At 65.1% G+C, this 16,123-nt stretch carries 12 protein-coding genes; 6 read left to right on the forward strand and 6 right to left on the reverse strand.

Translation table 11 applies throughout. The features are described 5' to 3' along the window. Positions 1 to 19: 19 nt before the first annotated feature. Both AUR04nite_RS09150 and AUR04nite_RS09155 read left to right on the forward strand, forming a co-directional pair. Entirely contained in the window at positions 20 to 4,687 is a 4,668-nt protein-coding gene (locus tag AUR04nite_RS09150) for an ATP-dependent helicase (protein ID WP_141364199.1), read from the forward strand. Positions 4,688 to 4,717: 30 nt separating this feature from the next. Continuing rightward, complete coding sequence (locus AUR04nite_RS09155; protein ID WP_141364201.1) at positions 4,718 to 5,536, forward strand: DNA-formamidopyrimidine glycosylase family protein; 819 nt, start codon at positions 4,718 to 4,720, stop codon at positions 5,534 to 5,536. Here AUR04nite_RS09155 and AUR04nite_RS09160 read toward each other — a convergent pair. Continuing rightward, positions 5,533 to 6,021 carry a peroxiredoxin gene (locus AUR04nite_RS09160; RefSeq protein WP_141364203.1) on the reverse strand — a complete coding sequence of 163 codons (489 nt, stop codon included), beginning with the start codon at positions 6,019 to 6,021 and terminating at the stop codon, positions 5,533 to 5,535. The genes AUR04nite_RS09155 and AUR04nite_RS09160 overlap by 4 nt on opposite strands. Before the next feature lie 131 nt (positions 6,022 to 6,152). Between AUR04nite_RS09160 and AUR04nite_RS09165 the strand changes: the two genes are divergently transcribed. After that, positions 6,153 to 7,166: a pseudouridine synthase gene (locus AUR04nite_RS09165; RefSeq protein ID WP_141364205.1), complete on the forward strand. Its 1,014-nt coding sequence runs from the start codon at positions 6,153 to 6,155 to the stop codon at positions 7,164 to 7,166. A gap of 77 nt (positions 7,167 to 7,243) precedes the next feature. Continuing rightward, positions 7,244 to 8,143, forward strand: coding sequence for a hypothetical protein (locus AUR04nite_RS09170; RefSeq protein WP_141364207.1), 900 nt, complete (start codon positions 7,244 to 7,246; stop codon positions 8,141 to 8,143). Positions 8,144 to 8,171: 28 nt separating this feature from the next. On the opposite strand, the gene AUR04nite_RS09175 is transcribed toward AUR04nite_RS09170, so the two are convergent. Together AUR04nite_RS09175 and AUR04nite_RS09180 are read right to left on the reverse strand one after the other, a co-directional pair. Further along, complete coding sequence (locus AUR04nite_RS09175) at positions 8,172 to 8,948, reverse strand: SDR family NAD(P)-dependent oxidoreductase (protein ID WP_141364318.1); 777 nt, start codon at positions 8,946 to 8,948, stop codon at positions 8,172 to 8,174. A 160-nt stretch (positions 8,949 to 9,108) separates the two neighbouring features. Then, on the reverse strand, positions 9,109 to 10,560 hold the full coding sequence (locus AUR04nite_RS09180) for an MDR family MFS transporter (RefSeq protein WP_141364209.1): 1,452 nt from the start codon (positions 10,558 to 10,560) through the stop codon (positions 9,109 to 9,111). A 198-nt stretch (positions 10,561 to 10,758) separates the two neighbouring features. Here AUR04nite_RS09180 and AUR04nite_RS09185 point away from each other — a divergent pair, with 198 nt between their 5' ends. Continuing rightward, entirely contained in the window at positions 10,759 to 11,298 is a 540-nt protein-coding gene (locus tag AUR04nite_RS09185) for an NUDIX hydrolase family protein (protein ID WP_141364211.1), read from the forward strand. Here the strand turns inward: AUR04nite_RS09185 and AUR04nite_RS09190 are convergent. After that, on the reverse strand, positions 11,295 to 12,395 hold the full coding sequence (locus AUR04nite_RS09190) for an FUSC family protein (RefSeq protein ID WP_246055464.1): 1,101 nt from the start codon (positions 12,393 to 12,395) through the stop codon (positions 11,295 to 11,297). The genes AUR04nite_RS09185 and AUR04nite_RS09190 overlap by 4 nt on opposite strands. 134 nt (positions 12,396 to 12,529) lie before the next feature. Between AUR04nite_RS09190 and tgt the strand changes: the two genes are divergently transcribed. Then, positions 12,530 to 13,825 (forward strand): tRNA guanosine(34) transglycosylase Tgt, encoded by a 1,296-nt coding sequence (gene tgt, locus AUR04nite_RS09195; protein ID WP_141364214.1) that lies wholly within the window; start codon positions 12,530 to 12,532, stop codon positions 13,823 to 13,825. A 60-nt stretch (positions 13,826 to 13,885) separates the two neighbouring features. Here the strand turns inward: tgt and AUR04nite_RS09200 are convergent, their stop codons facing one another. Together AUR04nite_RS09200 and AUR04nite_RS09205 are read right to left on the reverse strand one after the other, a co-directional pair. After that, complete coding sequence (locus AUR04nite_RS09200) at positions 13,886 to 15,433, reverse strand: hypothetical protein (protein WP_141364216.1); 1,548 nt, start codon at positions 15,431 to 15,433, stop codon at positions 13,886 to 13,888. Beyond that, positions 15,423 to 16,118: an ABC transporter ATP-binding protein gene (locus AUR04nite_RS09205; protein WP_141364218.1), complete on the reverse strand. Its 696-nt coding sequence runs from the start codon at positions 16,116 to 16,118 to the stop codon at positions 15,423 to 15,425. The genes AUR04nite_RS09200 and AUR04nite_RS09205 overlap by 11 nt, the downstream gene beginning before the upstream one ends. Positions 16,119 to 16,123: the final 5 nt, after the last annotated feature.

Here is a 16,123-nt window from a genome sequence, read left to right on the forward strand (position 1 = left end):
AGAACGTAGGATCAGATCTATGAGCGATGTCCTATCCCGGTTCGGTGCAGCCACCCGCAAGTGGTTCACTGATGTCTTCACCGAACCGACCACCGCTCAGATCGGTGCATGGACCTCCATTTCCGAAGGCAACCACACGCTGGTCATTGCCCCCACCGGTTCCGGCAAGACCCTCGCCTCCTTCCTCTGGGCACTTGACCGCCTGCACCACGCTGAACTCGACGCTCCCGCTCTGCCCGGTCTGGAAGAAGACAGCGACCACCCTGCAGGAAGCGGTACCAAGGTGCTCTACATTTCGCCGCTTAAAGCTTTGGGCGTGGACGTTGAACGCAACCTGCGCTCACCCTTGGCAGGCATCCGCTCCACCGCACATGAAATGGGGCTCTCCCAGCCCTCGGTCACAGTCGGGGTCCGTTCCGGAGACACGCCAGCGGCCGAACGCCGCCAGATCCTGAAGAACCCTCCGGACATCCTGATCACCACCCCGGAATCCCTGTACCTGATGCTCACCAGCCAGGCCCGCAAAACTTTGTCCCAGGTGCACACGGTGATCATCGACGAGGTCCATGCCATTGCCAACACCAAGCGCGGAACCCACCTTGCCCTGTCCCTGGAGCGGCTCGACGCGCTGCTGCCACAGCCCGCCCAGCGCATCGGCCTGTCCGCGACGGTGGAGCCGCCCGAAGAGGTAGCCCGCTTCCTGGCAGGCGCTGCACCGGTGAATATCGTGTGCCCGCAGTCCACCAAGCAATGGGAACTGCAGGTGCGAGTCCCGGTGGAAGACATGACGGACCTGCCCTCCGCCGCGGCCGCCCATGACTTAGGCCCGGGCTCCTCGCCTGCCGCCTCGGCGAGCATCTGGCCGCATGTTGAAAACCAGCTGGTGGATCTGGTGCTCGCCAACCACTCCACCATTATCTTCGCCAACTCCCGCCGGCTGGCCGAACGCCTGACCGGCAGGCTGAATGAAATCCACGCCGAGCGCGAGGGCTTCAGCGTAGAGAACCAGCTGAGCACCTCCCCCGCGGTGATGATGGCCCAAGCCGGCTCCACGGCTCCCGCCCATCCCGAAGCTCCGCTGCTGGCCCGAGCCCACCACGGCTCGGTGTCCAAGGACGCCCGCGCCCAGATTGAGGAAGACCTGAAGCTGGGCAAGCTGCGTGCGGTGGTGGCCACCAGCTCGCTGGAACTGGGCATCGACATGGGCCTGGTGGATCTGGTGATCCAGGTTGAGTCTCCCAACTCGGTCTCTTCGGGCTTGCAGCGTGTGGGCCGCGCTGGGCACCAGGTGGGTTCGGTCTCCCAGGGCATCTTCTTCCCCAAGCACCGCGCCGACCTGCTCTCCACCGCGCTGGTGGTCACCCGCATGCGCGAGGGCAAGATCGAGAAGATGGTCATCCCCTCCAACCCGCTGGATGTCTTGGCGCAGCAGACCCTGGCGGCGGTGGCCATGGAGGATCTTGAAGTCGAGGCCTGGTATGACACGGTGCGCCGGGCTGCCCCTTACCAGCAGTTGCCGCGCAGCGTGTACCTGGCAACCCTTGACATGATGGCGGGCAAATACCCTTCGGACGAGTTCGCCACCCTCAAGCCCCGGCTGATCTGGGACCGTGATGCGGGAGTGCTCAGCGCCCGCCCCGGCGCCCAGCGCCTGGCCGTCATCTCCGGCGGCACCATCCCGGACCGCGGGCTGTTCGGCGTCTTCCTCGCAGGATCGGAGGATGACAAGGCCCCCAAGCGCGTGGGCGAACTGGACGAAGAGATGGTCTACGAATCCCGCGTGGGCGACGTGTTCGCCCTGGGCGCCACCAGTTGGCGCATCGAAGACATCACCCACGACAGGGTGCTGGTCACCCCGGCCTTCGGCCAGCCCGGAAAGCTTCCCTTCTGGCATGGCGACGGGCTGGGCCGCCCCGTAGAGCTCGGTGCGGCGCTGGGCGAATTCACCACAGAGCTGCTGGCCGGCGAGCGCAGCGACTCCGCCGCTGCGCTGCGCGAGCACGGGCTGGACCCCTTCGCCGCCGAGAACCTGCTGAACTATTTGGGCGAGCAGCGCCAGGCCACCGGCCAGGTGCCCAACCACCAGAATTTCGTGGTGGAGCGCTTCCACGACGAACTGGGCGACTGGCGGGTGATCCTGCATTCGCCCTTCGGCCTGGCGGTGCATGCCCCGTGGGCGCTGGCCATCGGCGCGCGGGTGCGCGAACGCTGGGGCCTGGATGCCTCCGCCATGGCAGCTGACGACGGCATTGTGCTGCGAATTCCCGCCATGGACGACGAGCCACCGGGGGCAGAGCTCTTCGCCTTCGAAGCCGACGAGATCGTGGATCTAGTCACCGGACAGGTGGCCAACTCGGCGCTGTTCGCCGCACGCTTCCGCGAATGCGCGGCCCGCGCCCTGCTGCTGCCGCGGATCAACCCGACCAAGCGCACCCCGCTGTGGCAGCAGCGCCAGCGCGCCAGCCAGCTGCTGGACGTGGCCCGCAACTACCCGGATTTCCCGATCATCCTGGAGACCGTGCGCGAGTGCCTGAACGACGTGTACGACCTGCCGGCGCTGACCGAAATCCTGGGCAAGGTTTCCTCCCGGGCCATCCGGCTGGTGGAGGTCACCACCGAGCTGCCCTCGCCCTTCGCGCAGTCGCTGCTCTTCGGCTACGTGGCCCAGTTCCTCTATGAGACCGATGCCCCTCTGGCAGAACGCCGGGCCGCCGCGCTGAGCCTTGACCCGGTGCTGCTGGGCGAACTGCTGGGCCGCAACGACGTACGCGAGATCCTGGACCCACAGGTCATTACCACGCTTGAACAGCAGCTGCAGCACCTGGCGCCGAATCGCCGGCTTGCCGGAATGGAGGGCGCCGCGGACCTGCTGCGCCTGCTCGGCCCGCTGAACGCAGAACAATTGGCGCAGCGCCTGCGCGATCCTTCAGATGAGCTGGCGGCGCTGGATCCCGAGACCGCCCGATCGCATGCAGAATCGCTGGTGGCCACCCGCCGCGCCTTCACCCTGCGGGTCGCAGGTCAGCTGTCCTATGCCGCCATTGAGGACGCCGGCAAGCTGCGCGATGCCCTGGGCACGCCGCTGCCTACCGGCATCCCCACCGCATTCCTTGAACCTGCAGCTCGGCCGATTGAAGATCTGGTCTCCCGCTTTGCCCGCACCCATGCGCCGTTCACGCTCTCCGAACTGGCCGCCGCACTGGGCCTGGGCGTCGCGGTGCTGCGGCCGGTGCTCGACCAGCTGGTGGCTGCCGGGCGCCTGTCGCTGGGCGCCTTCCGACCGGTGGAGCTGATTCCTGCCGGAGTCAGCGGGGACGAGTACTGCGAAGTCTCGGTGCTGCGCACCATTCGCACCCGCTCGTTGGCTGCCCTGCGCGCCGAGGTGGAACCGGTGGACCAGGCGACCTTCGGCCGCTTTCTGCCGGCCTGGCAGCAGGTGGGCTCCCGGCTGGAGGGCGGCGACGGGCTCTACGAGGTCATCACCCAGCTGGCAGGAGTAGAGGTCCCAGCCTCTGCCCTTGAATCTTTCATCCTGCCTGCCAGGCTGAATGGCTACCAGACCTCCTGGCTTGATGAGCTGACCAGCAGCGGGGACGTGCTGATCTGCGGCGCGGGCGCGGCCGGCGGCAAGGACGGGTGGCTCTCGCTGCACACCGCCGAGTTCGCCTCGCTGAGCCTTCCCGCACCTGACATGTCCCAGCTGGATTCGCTGGCACGCCGGGTACTGGACTCCTTCGACGCCACCGGCGCCTATTTTGTGCAGGAACTCGCGGCCCGGCTGCATCCTGAAGAGGGCCTGCCGCCGACCGAGCAGGACATCACCGACGCCTGCTGGCAGCTGTTCTGGGCCGGATTCATCTCCCCCGATACCCTTGCCCCGGTGCGCAGCTACCTGGCAGGCGGCACCACCGCGCACAAGATCGCCAAGCCCGCGCCGCGGGCCCGCGCCGCCCGGCTGAACCGGCTCTCCGGGCTCACCCGACTAGCCCGGGAACAGGCGGCCGGCCCGACCGCGCGCTGCACCCGCGGATCGGCCCGCTGGTCGCTGCTGCCCACTGGGACGCTCGATGCGACCATCGCCTCCCACGCCACCGCCGAGATCATGCTCGAACGCTATGGGGTGCTCACCCGCGGATCGGTGGCCGCCGAGTCGGTGCCCGGCGGCTTCGGCCAGCTCTACCGGGTGCTGTCCAAGCTGGAGGAGGCAGGACATGCCCGCCGCGGATACTTCATCGAGAAGCTCGGGGCCGCGCAATTCTCCACCGCGAACACCATCGACCGGCTGCGCACCTTTGCCCTGCCAGATGACCCGCAGCGCCAGCCGCAGGCAGTGGTGCTTGCCTCCACCGATCCGGCGAACCCCTATGGCGCCGCGCTGCCCTGGCCTGCAACGCTGACCGGCCACCGGCCAGGCCGCAAGGCCGGGGCGATCGTCGGCCTGCTCGACGGAGCGCTGTGCCTGTACCTTGAACGCGGCGGCCGTACCGTGCTGACCTTTGGAGAGCCCAGCGACCAGGCCTGGTGGCTGCTGGCTGAAAAGCTTGTGGCAGCCCTGCGCACCGCCACGGTGGACAAGCTGGCCATCGCCACGGTCAATGGCGAACCGGTACTTGAGCACCCGCTCGCCCAGGCGCTGCTGGCCGCAGGGTTCTATTCCACGCCGCAGGGCATCCGCTTCAGGCGGTAGCAGTGCGCCCACAGATCCAAGGAGGACACAGTGCCAGAAGGTGATTCCGTCTACCAAGCCACCGCCCGCCTGCACCAGGCGCTGGCCGGGCAGGTGCTGCTGCGCTCCGATTTCAGGGTTCCCGCGCTGTCCACCACCGATCTAAGCGGATACCTGGTGAAGGAGGTCCGCCCGCGCGGCAAGCACCTGCTGATGCGCTTTACTCCGCCAGAGGACCATGACCCCGCCTTCAAGAAGCCGCCGCTGACCCTGCATTCGCACCTGCTGATGGAGGGCCGCTGGGATATTTACGCCCCTGCAGAGCGCTGGAAGCGTCCGGCCCACACAGCCCGCGTGGTGCTCGGCGTCGAGTCCGCTACCGCTGTCGGGTTCGACATCGCCCAGGTCAAGCTCGTGCCCACCGAGAATGAGGATGAGCTGATCGGCCATTTGGGGCCGGATCTGCTGGGCGCCGACTGGGATCCCCAGCTGGCGGCCCGGAATTTGCGCTCCCAGCCCGAACGAAGCATCGGCGATGCCCTGCTTGACCAGCGGATCATGGCAGGGGTGGGAAATATCTACCGCAGCGAAGTCCTGTTCCTCGCCCGGCTGAATCCGCTGACTCTCATCGGGCAGGTGGTGAATCTGGAGAAGGTCGTACAGACATCCCAGCGCCTGCTGGAAATCAACAAGAACCGTCCGCGCCGGGTGACCACCGGGCTTGCACGCACCCGCGAACCCTATTGGGTCTATGGGCGCACCGGCAAACCCTGCCTGCGCTGCGGGACGCGGATCCAACAGTTCACATTGGAAAGCCAGTCTTCGGGCCAAGACCGGGACTGCTACTTCTGCCCGTCCTGCCAGTCCTAGGACTCACGGTATTTTTGAGCGATCACTTGCAGCACCTGATTTGGATGTGCCGCCGGGTCGCCGATCTCCGTAAAACGCTCTAGCACCATGCCGTCTTCAATCAGAAAAGTCGCACGCCGGTACAGCCTCTGGCCCTCGAAGTCGAATGTTTCCAGGCCCAGCTGCTCCTTGAGCTGCAGCCGGGCGTCGGACAGCAGCGGGTATGACAGGTGCAGCCGCTTCGCAGCTTCCTGCTGGTAGCCGGTGTCCTGGGTAGATACTCCGAAGACCCGAGTCTGCAGCTGCAGGAAATCTTCGTGGAGATCGCGGAAAGAGCATGACTCCGCTGTGCACCCCTTGGCTCCGGGAATCATTTCCCATCCTTCGGGCGCTCCTCCTAGCGGGCTGGTGCGCGGATACACGAAAACCACGCTTCGGCCTTCCACCGTCGACAGGTCGATTTTCCCGCCCTGAGTTGAGAACAGTTCCAGGTTGTCCAGCCGCATTTTTACCTCCGCTCCAACCCTAGCCAGGCACCTGGTCTGTCCGTCACAGTGTTACTGCGCATCGTCGTTTTCGCTGCTTCGCACCGTAGAATTGACGGTGGGCTAAAGATGGAACAATGGGAACTATGGCAATGGCTTCCCCGCTCCCGGTCCGCAATGGCGTCAACGCAACACGTTTGCACCTTCCAAAGAGCGGTTCGTGGACCACTGTTGCCGATTACCTGCTCGAACGCTTCGGGCATGTGGACCCTGAGGGAATTCTGCGCCGCTTCGACGACGGAGAAATTGTAGGGCTCGGCGGAGTGAAGCTGAACCGCCTGACCCCCATGGGCGAGCACGAATTCATCTGGTACTATCGCACGCTGCCGGTCGAAACCCCGATCCCCTTTGAAACGCAGATCCTGCACCAGGACGAGCACCTGCTGGTGGTGGACAAGCCGCATTTCCTGCCGACCACCCCCGGAGGCAAGTTCATCCAGGAATCTGCGCTGGTGCGCCTGCGCAACCAGACCGGCATCGACGACCTGGTGCCAATGCACCGGCTGGACCGCGCCACCGCCGGCGTCATCCTCTTTGCCGTCAATCCTGAAACCCGCGGCGCCTACCAGATGCTCTTTGAACGCAGGGAAATCGCCAAACGCTACAAGGCGGTAGTCGCCTTGTCGCCGGGCGGCGGCCTTGAAACCGGCGTTGTGCTACAGGCCAACGGCGGGCACAGCGATACGCGTTCCCCTCAGCAGCTGCGCGAGCTGCTGGAAAGCATGCCGCTGACCTATGAGAACCGCATGTCAAAGGTCAAGGGACAGCTTCGCTCCATCGTCGATGAGGGCGAGCCCAACGCGCAGACCCTGATCAAGGTGGAATCCACCGGCGTCAGCGCCGGCTTCCACGCAGGTGTCAAGGTGGCGCTGATGGATCTTGAACCGCATTCGGGCAAGACCCACCAGCTGCGCATCCATCTGGCATCCCTGGGGCTCGGCATCATCAATGACGCGTTCTACCCGAGGCTGTGGGACCTGGCGCCGGATGACTATGAGCGTCCTCTGCAGCTGCTGGCCCACACCATTTCCTTCACCGACCCGCTGACCGGGCAGGAACGCAGCTTCAGCTCCAAGCAGCGGCTGTGTGAAGCTCCCGCCGCCTAGCAGCTCTTCTCAACGCCGCGTATTTCTCCTAGGCTGTAGCTCACCATCGCTCTTTGGCCTGGAAGGACAGCGGCACCATGGCGAATTCGCAGCAATCACCGCAGCTTGGGTCTCTTGTGGCTTCCGCGCAGCGGGCCATCGCCGAAGCTTCCTATCGGCGGACCTTCGATCTTCCCTATGCAGCCCCGGACCGCAGGCCCAACCCGGAAGTGGAGCTGGGCGACAAGATCCGGGCTTCGCTGTTTGCTGCGGCCGCCGCGCTGCTGCTGGTGACCTCGCTTGCCTTCAGCACCAGCGGGACTGGGCGCATCGGCTCAAGCCTGCTGGATGTGGGCGTGGTGCATTGGATCATCTGGCCGCTGATTGCGTTTGCCCTGCTGCTCAGCGCCGGCTATAGCGCGCTGGGCCACCAGCTTTCTTCACGCAGGCAGCGGGCGGTCTCCGTCTACACGCTTTCCGCCACGGCACTGATGGCCTGCGCCTTGACGCTTGCCTCCGGATTCCTGGGCTGGGCGGCCGCGGCGGTGTCCACCGGTGCATTGCTGTTGGCGCTGCTTGGGGTGCGTACGCTGAACCGCTTTACCGCACGCAATCATATTGAGCGCGTCGCCACGGATATGCCGCTGAGCTTCTTCGCCGGATTCTGCCTGGTCTACACGCTGCAGCTGTGGTTTGCCGCCGCAGGGTGGATCGGTGCAGAGCACGCGCTGCCGGTCATCCTCCTGACGCTTGCAGTCTCGGTGATCGCCGCGGTGCTGGCCCACTCCGAGCGTGGCCGCCACGCATTTGCCAGCGGCTTCGGCGCGGCCATGATCACCGCCGCAGTGCAGGGCTGGCGCACCGAGTCCACCCCGCTGTGGATCTGCAGCATCTGGGGCTTCCTGGCGGTGGTGGTGTTCATCTGCGCTGAGAACCGGCGCTTCCAGATTTCCCACGCCGAACACCGTGCCCTGGCTGGCAGGGAGCTGGACTTCTAGCTCCCTGCCGGTCCTGGCAGTCGAATTTCTAGCGCGGGGCCATGCGGATCGCGCCGTCCAGGCGGATGGTCTCCCCATTGAGCATCGGGTTTGCGACGATGTGCTCCACCAGCGCCGCGTATTCGTCCGGCCGGCCCAACCGCGAAGGGTGCGGCACCTGGGCGCCCAGCGAGTCCTGCGCGGCCTGCGGCAGGCCTGCCATCATCGGGGTCTGGAAGATGCCCGGGGCGATGGTCATGACGCGGATCTGGTGCTGGGCCAGCTCGCGGGCCAGCGGCAGGGTCATGGCGGCCACCGCGCCCTTGGAGGCGGCATAGGCCGGCTGGCCGATCTGTCCATCGAAGGCTGCCACCGATGCGGTGTTCACGATGACTCCGCGTTCGGCGGTGCCATGCTCGTCCACCAGGGATTCACTGTGGGCCATGACCTTGGCGGCCAAGCGCACCACGTTGAAGGTGCCGTTCACATTGATCTCAAGGACCTTGGCGAACTTCTCCAGGGGCAGCACGCCCTCGCGCCCTAGTACCTTGCCGGGGGTTGCCACGCCGGCGCAGTTCACCACCACGCGCAGCTGCCCCAGTTCGCGCACCCGGTCCATGGCGGCCGCCACGTCGTCGGACTTGGTGACGTCTGCCGGGATGTAGCGGACGTTCGCCCCGATCTGCGCGGCGATCTGGTCGCCGTCCTCGCGCGGAAGATCCAGTACCAGTACATGTTTGGCCTGTGCCGCCAATTTTTCGGCGGTGGCACGGCCCAACCCCGACAGCCCTCCGGTCACGAGAGCCAGCGAATCCTGCAGATGCATCATTACCCCTTCGTAGTTTGCAATTCTCCGGTCAGCCTATCGCCCACTTGAGCAAACGTGAAGAACTTGCCAGGGGAAAACACCAACGCCGCGGCGGGGAACCAAGTACTGGTTCCCCGCCGCGGCGCTGGAAAGAGGCAGGTTTGCCGCTTGTGCGGAGCTAGTTCGCGGCCGCCGGAGCATCGACCGCGGTGCCCGGCGCCTGGATCTCCTTCTTCCCGCCAAGCAGCAAACCGATGACCAGGATACCGACGCTGCAGGCGGCACCCACCAGGAAGCCCGGCTTGAAGCCTTCGACGGTGGCTGTCACTACGTCGGTGCCGGCGGCGGTCTTCGCCGCGGTGGAGGCCGCCACCACGCCGACGATCAGCGCGGTGCCCATCGCTCCCGCCAGCTGCTGCAGGGTGGACAGCAGTGCCGAGCCGTGCGAGTGCAAGTGGTGCGGCAGCGGGTTCAGCGCGGTGGTGAACGCCGGGGTGAAGATGAACGCGAGGCCCAGGCTCATGACCAGGTGCATTACCACCAGCAGCCAGATCGGGGTCTGCGCATCCAGGATGACCGCGTAGCCCAGCAGCGCCGCCAGCAGCACGATGGCGCCGGGGACGATCAGCGGGCGCGGGCCCACCTTGTCGTAGAGCTTGCCGACCATCGGCGCCAGCAGGCCCATTAGCAGGCCGCCGGGAAGCATGATCAAGCCGGTGGTCAGGGTTTCGATGCCCAGCACATTGGTGAAGAACAGCGGCAGCAGGATGATCACGCCGAACAGCGAGATCATGGAGCACATCATCAGCACCAGGGACAGGGTGAAGTCCCTGAAGTTCAGCGAGCGTAGGTCCAGCAGGGCCTTGTCGTCATGCTGCAGGCGCAGCTGCAGCAGCACGAAGCCCACCAAGCAGAGCACTGCCACCGCAAGGATGCCAAGACCCATCGGGGTGACCCCTGCGGACAGTCCGCTCAGGCCGTAGACCAGGCCGCCGAAGCCTGGGATCGCCAGCAGCAGCGAGGGCACCGACAGCGGCGCCGCATCGTCCCCGACCTCGTTGGACAGGCGCGGGGTGCCGATAACTAGGGCCGCCAGCGCGATCGGGATGATCACGATGAACATGAACCGCCAGGAAAGGTACTGCAGGATCAGCCCGGACAGGGTCGGACCAATGGCAGGCGCCACCGAGATCACGATCGAGACATTGCCCATCAGCACGCCGCGGCGCTCGGCGGGCACCAGGTCAAGGATGGTAGTCATCAGCAGCGGCATCATGATCGCGGTGCCGCAGGCTTGGATGACGCGCGCCACCAGCAGGATGCCAAGCCCCGGGGACAGCGCCGCCAGCGTGGTGCCCAAGGTGAACAAGCCGATGGCCAGCACAAAGACCTTGCGGGTGCTGAAGCGCTGCAGCAGGAAGCCTGTCATCGGGATGACCACAGCCATGGTCAGCATGAAGATCGTCGACAGCCACTGGATGGCGTCGGGGGTGACGCGGAATTCTTCCATCAGGACCGGCAGCGCCACATTCATGATGGTTTCATTGAGGATCACAACAAAGCTGGACACGATCAAGACTGCGATGGTCGTGAAGCTTTGTTTGCTCAAGCGTTCGACGGTGTTGGACACAACAAGTTCCGCTTCTAGGAGGTGCGTTCGGTGATGACGCTGGGAGTAGCAATCAGAAAATATCCGATTGGGATAGCCCAATCAATTTTACCCGCGGGCGATTGCCTGAACCAGAGCTGCACCAACCCGAATTCGTGAGTTACGCAACACGGCATCCGTTTCATGGCATCACGGGGCATTGTGTACCAAGATGGAAACATGAACGTGCGTACGCCTGATCCGTATCCTGGCTGGCTCTCCGAGGAAGACCTCTATGAGGCCCGCCAGCGCTTGCCCATGCTGTATGTCGAGGCCATCCCGGTGCGCCTAGACCCCCTGGGCTATGTCAATGAAGTGGGGCTCCTGCTCACCGCCGACGCCGACGGCCGCATGCTGCGCACCTTCGTCTCCGGCCGCGTCATGTACCGCGAGACCATCCGGGCCGCGCTGATCCGGCACATCGAGAAGGACCTTGGAACCATGGTCCTTCCGCAGCTGCCCGCCTCTCCGGTGCCGTTCACCGTCGCCGAGTACTTCCCGGCGCCCAGCGAGACAGGGCTGACCGACGACCGCCAGCATGCGGTCTCTATGTGCTACATCGTGCCGGTGCGCGGCGAATCCACGCCGCGCCAGGACGCACTGGAGCTGACCTGGCTCACCCCGGCAGAAGCACTGAGCGCCGATATCCAGGGCGAGTTCGCCGGAGGCCGCGAAAATATTCTCCGACAGGCATTAGCCCATGTCGGAGTGAATATCTAGGTTCCGCTTGCAGGGTTTGGCGGCTCGCTGCGCACGCGCTTGCGCATGATGCCGCCAAACCAGCTTCCCAGTAGCACGCCGAAGATGCCGACCAGCGAACCGATCACGGTTTCGACCATGCGGTCGTACATCACCGCGGTGGACAGTCCCGAAGCCAGGGAAACGCCCACCAACGCCAGCGGGGTAATGAAGATCTGCGCCATGAAATAGTTGCGCATCACCAGCATCTCCGCCATGAACTGGAAGAAGCCGATCAGCGCCAGCAGCATCCACAGCGGAGGGTTGGCCAGGATCACCAGCACCATCAGGATCAGGCCCACCAACGTGCCGAGCACACGGTGGATGCCGCGGTGCAGGCGCAGCTTCGTGGTGTGGCCGACCAGCGGCACCACCGCCGCGACCATGGCCCAGTAGTTGTGGCCCGCCGACAAGCTGCTGCCCAGGCTGTTGGCCAGTGCGCCGGCCGCGCCGGCGGTCAGGATGTAGAACAGCCCCTCCCACCAGATCGCCGTACGCACATTGTCCGACAGCGGCGGCAGGCTGGTGCGCTGCCACAAATTCGTCCACTGCCCGATAGCCCCGGCCGCCCCGATGCCTATGGCCAACGCGATGGTCAGCACCGCCACCAGCAGCCCCTGCCAGGCAGGCGCAGGATTGGGAATCGAGGCCACGGCAGCAAAGGCGAAGATGTGGAAGAGGGAACCGGTAGGGCGCAGCCGCATGAACCCTGCCGCCACGGAGCAGATGCCAGCCACCAAAGTGGTCGCGCCGACGATCTGCCACTGCTTCACCGCGGGGTCAGCATGATCGATCCAGAAGTTGGAGGCGGCCAGCGCGGCGGCGATGACTGCGAAGAACAGCGCTCCGGAGCGCACCTGCATGCGCAGCCTGTTCCAATACCCGTCGACGCGGCCGTAGACTCCGGTGAAGGCGCCGAACACCGCGAAAATCACCAGATCCATGCGGTTGATGGCCAGCAGGATGATCATCGGGGCAAAAATGCCCACCGCGGTGCGCAGGCCGATCCAATGGTCCTTGCGGGCAGGGCCCAGCGTGATCAGTGACTTGGCGGAGTCTTTTACATGCTCGAAGGCCACAGCTTCCTTCCGTCGCGTTGCACACAATGCGTTGGCACCCATTATTCGCCCTGCCCCATGTGAAAGCCTAGGTTTGCCGGTGGATTCGCACTGTCGTTTTCCTCACCGGGTGTTTAATACGGCACACTTGGTACGTGCCCCAGAAGAACTTTGATCCCAGTAATCAGCATCCGCGCCAGGAAGAATTCGGCTTCGAGGTCGGAACCCGACTCACCGCTGAAGACGGTTCACCCATGTTGGGCCGCACCGGCGTGATCCGCACGCCCCATGGCGAAGTGAAGACCCCTGCATTCATTGCGGTGGGCACCAAGGCCACCGTCAAGGCGCTGACCCCGGCACAGGTGAAGGAGCTGGGCGCGCAAGCGACGCTGTCCAACGCCTACCACCTGTACCTGCAGCCCGGCGCAGACATTTTGGACGAGGCAGGTGGCCTGGGCAAGTTCATGGGCTGGGACGGCCCGACCTTCACCGACTCCGGCGGATTCCAGGTCATGAGCCTTGGCTCCGGGTTCAAGAAGGTCATCGACATGAAGTCGGTGGACCAGTCCGGCCCCGATGACGCGGTGGCCCCGGGCAAGGAGCGCCTGGCCAATGTGGACGAGGACGGCGTCTGGTTCAAGTCGCATCTGGACGGCACCAAGCACCGCTTCTCCCCCGAAATTTCCATGGGCGTGCAGCACCAGATCGGCGCTGACATCATGTTCGCCTTCGACGAGCTGACCACGCTGCAGAACTCGCGCGGCTACCAGGTCGAGTCCTTGGAGCGCACCCGCCGCTGGGCCGAGCGCTGCATCGCCGAGCACTTCTCGCTGACCGATTCGCGCGAGGGCAAGGACTACCAGGCGCTGTTCGGCGTGATCCAGGGCGCCCAGTACGAGGACCTGCGCCGCAAGGCCTGCCAGGATCTTGGAGCCATGGCATTTGACGGCTTCGGCATCGGCGGTGCGCTGGAGAAGGAAAACCTGGGCACGATTGTTGGCTGGTGCTCCGAGGAGCTGCCGGAGAACAAGCCGCGGCACCTGCTGGGCATCTCCGAGCCGGATGACATCTTCACCGCCATTGAGAACGGCGCCGATACCTTCGACTGCGTCTCCCCCACGCGCGTGGCCCGCAACTCCGCGTTCTACACCCCCTGGGGCCGGTTCAACCTCTCTGGCGCACGCTACAAGCGCGACTTCACCCCGCTGGTTGAGGGCTGCGAGTGCTATGCCTGCAAGAACTTCACTCGCGCCTACATCCACCACCTGTACAAGGCGAAGGAGCTGCTCAGCCACACGCTGATCTCCATCCACAATGAGCACTTCACAGTGAACCTGGTGGAGTCGGCCCGCCAGGCCATTGAGGATGGCACGTTCTTCCAGCTCAAGGAGCAGGTGCTCTCCAGCTACTACGCCGGCAAGCCGGACCCACAGGGCCAGCCAGCCGCCTAGCAGCACGCAACTACCATGCGGGTCCACTGAAGTGGGCCCGCATTGCTGCGTTCAGGGCGGCTATCTAAAGAACTTGCTGATCGCGGGGGCTGCGCACAACGCGGCAATCGCCCAGATGCCCCATGGCACCGGCAGCGCGGGGGCCAGCAGCACGTAGTACAGCACCGCCCCGGAGGCCAGCGCCCGGATCAGCGTCATGAATTCCTGCAGCAGGAACGCAGACATGTTCATTTCCGTACTTGCATTGCTGAACAGCTGCGCCCAGTCGCGTTCCCCGCGCTGAGCATGAGCCAGTGCAGAAGATGCCAGTGCGGCGGCGCACAGCAGTGCGCCAAGCAGCCAGTTGAACCAGGCGGCGGCCTCCAGGAAGCCAAGCATTCCCAGCCCCGCGCACCACAGCAGCAGGGCTGCCCCGGCCACCACTGCGCTGAATGCCAAGGCCGTGCGGTGGATCTGAAACGACGTGCGCCCCAGCAGCTCTCCCAGTTCCTTCTGGGTCGCCACCGGCCTGACTGCCTCAGCCAGGCTGGAATTCAGCACTCCCAGCAGCACCGCCAGCAGCAGGCAGGCGGCCAGCGGGTTGGCCACATCGCGGACCAGCAGTACGGCGGCCAGTGCGGCAGCCGATATCGACGCGGCAGGTTTCCATAGGCCCGAACGGAGCCAGCGCAGCGCCAGCACACGCTGCGCGGCGGGAAGCCTGCCGGTCAACCGGGCGCTGAAGGCACGCCAGGCCGGTGCCGCAGGCTTCATCGTGGCAACTGCCCGGACATCGCCCTGCATCAGTAGGCCGGCTAATTGCTGCTGATGTATTCCGCCTTCGCGCAGCGCGGCTCCCGGGGTGCCCGCAATGCCCCTGAGCACCCACACGGTCCCGGCACAGCAGAAGACTGCGGACAGCACCGCCAGCACCTGCCACAACCCTGCACTCCCCAACAGGCTGGCCGCGCTGTCCGAGGAGCCGAAGGCGGCCAGCGCGGCGGCCGTCGCCGCCAAACCCGCCGCTACAGCACTGCTGATCCTGCGCGCCACGACCTGGCGCCCGCGGATCTGCACCCCGGCCGCGGTCGCCGCCAGCCCGAGTCCCATCAGGATAAAGAACACCATGCCCAGGCCGAAGACCGCGGGCATGAATTCGCGACCCACGCCGAAGAAGGCAAGGAACCATAGGAGGCCAAGAAAAACCGAGCTGCTGGCCCCGAGTCCCAGCGCCTTGAGCCATGCGGGGCGCAGCAGAACCTGCCGGTCGATTGGCAGCGGCAGCCACCAGTCGGCTTTTTCCTGCGCCAGGCCCAGCGGGCCGGTGAAAAGCATGCATCGGAAGACTGCCGCCAGCATCACCGGCAGGAGGAACACCGACAGCGCATCCACATCCCAGATCGCGGTGGGCAGCAGCAGATGCGGCACCCCCTGGCCGATCATGACAAAAATCGCCCCATAGAGGGCGCTTGTCAGGTAGGTCAGGGCAACTACCGCGGCCAAAGCCCACACGTACATGTCCGAGAAGGCGTCAAAGCGTTCGGCGAACGTCCTTCCGGTGCGGACCCTGCGCAGCACCTGCGAGGGGTCGTAGGCGATGCTCTCCCGTGGTGTTGTTTCAGCGCTCAAGCCACTGCGCTCCATGGGCCGCAGCCATCAGCTGACCCTGGTCTGAGTCCATGAGGAATGCCTCGTCGAGGCAGCTGCGAAGCATCATCGGGTCATGGGTGACTGCCAGTATCGCCACCGAGTCCCTGCGGTATTCGCCCAGCCTGTCATAGAGGCGCTGCCTGATTTTCACATCGAGGCGCTGCTCCGGCTCGTCCAGGATCAAGATCTGCGCAGGGCGGATCAGGGTTGCCGCGAGCAGCAGCTTGCGGCGCTGGCCGGAAGATAGTTCCGAGGGCAGGTTCTGCGCCTGGTCCTGCAGGTCGAAGAATTCCAGCTCCCGGCCCACCTTGGATTTCCATGATGCGAGGCCGTGTCCGCGAGCTGTCATTTCCAGGTGCTCAGCCACGGTGAGCTCTTCGAAAAATGCGCCGTCGCTGGCCTGGACCGCCACGTTCTGCCGAAATTCTAAAGAATTCTCATTCAGCTCGCGTCCCTTGTAGGCGACGGTTCCGCCAAGGCTTGGCAGTGCGCCGAGGATGGTCTGAACCAGCGTGGATTTCCCGCTGCCGTTGACCCCGATGACTCCCAGGCCTGCTCCGGCGCCTATTTCCAGGCTGATCGGACCGCAGATGACCCGGCCCGGATAGCCGATGGTCAGGTCGCTGGCTTGGATCAAGATGTGCTGGTTTTGACCTGTATCCATGGTTT

The organism is Glutamicibacter uratoxydans (assembly GCF_006539925.1).
GTDB classification, from domain to species: domain Bacteria; phylum Actinomycetota; class Actinomycetes; order Actinomycetales; family Micrococcaceae; genus Glutamicibacter; species Glutamicibacter uratoxydans.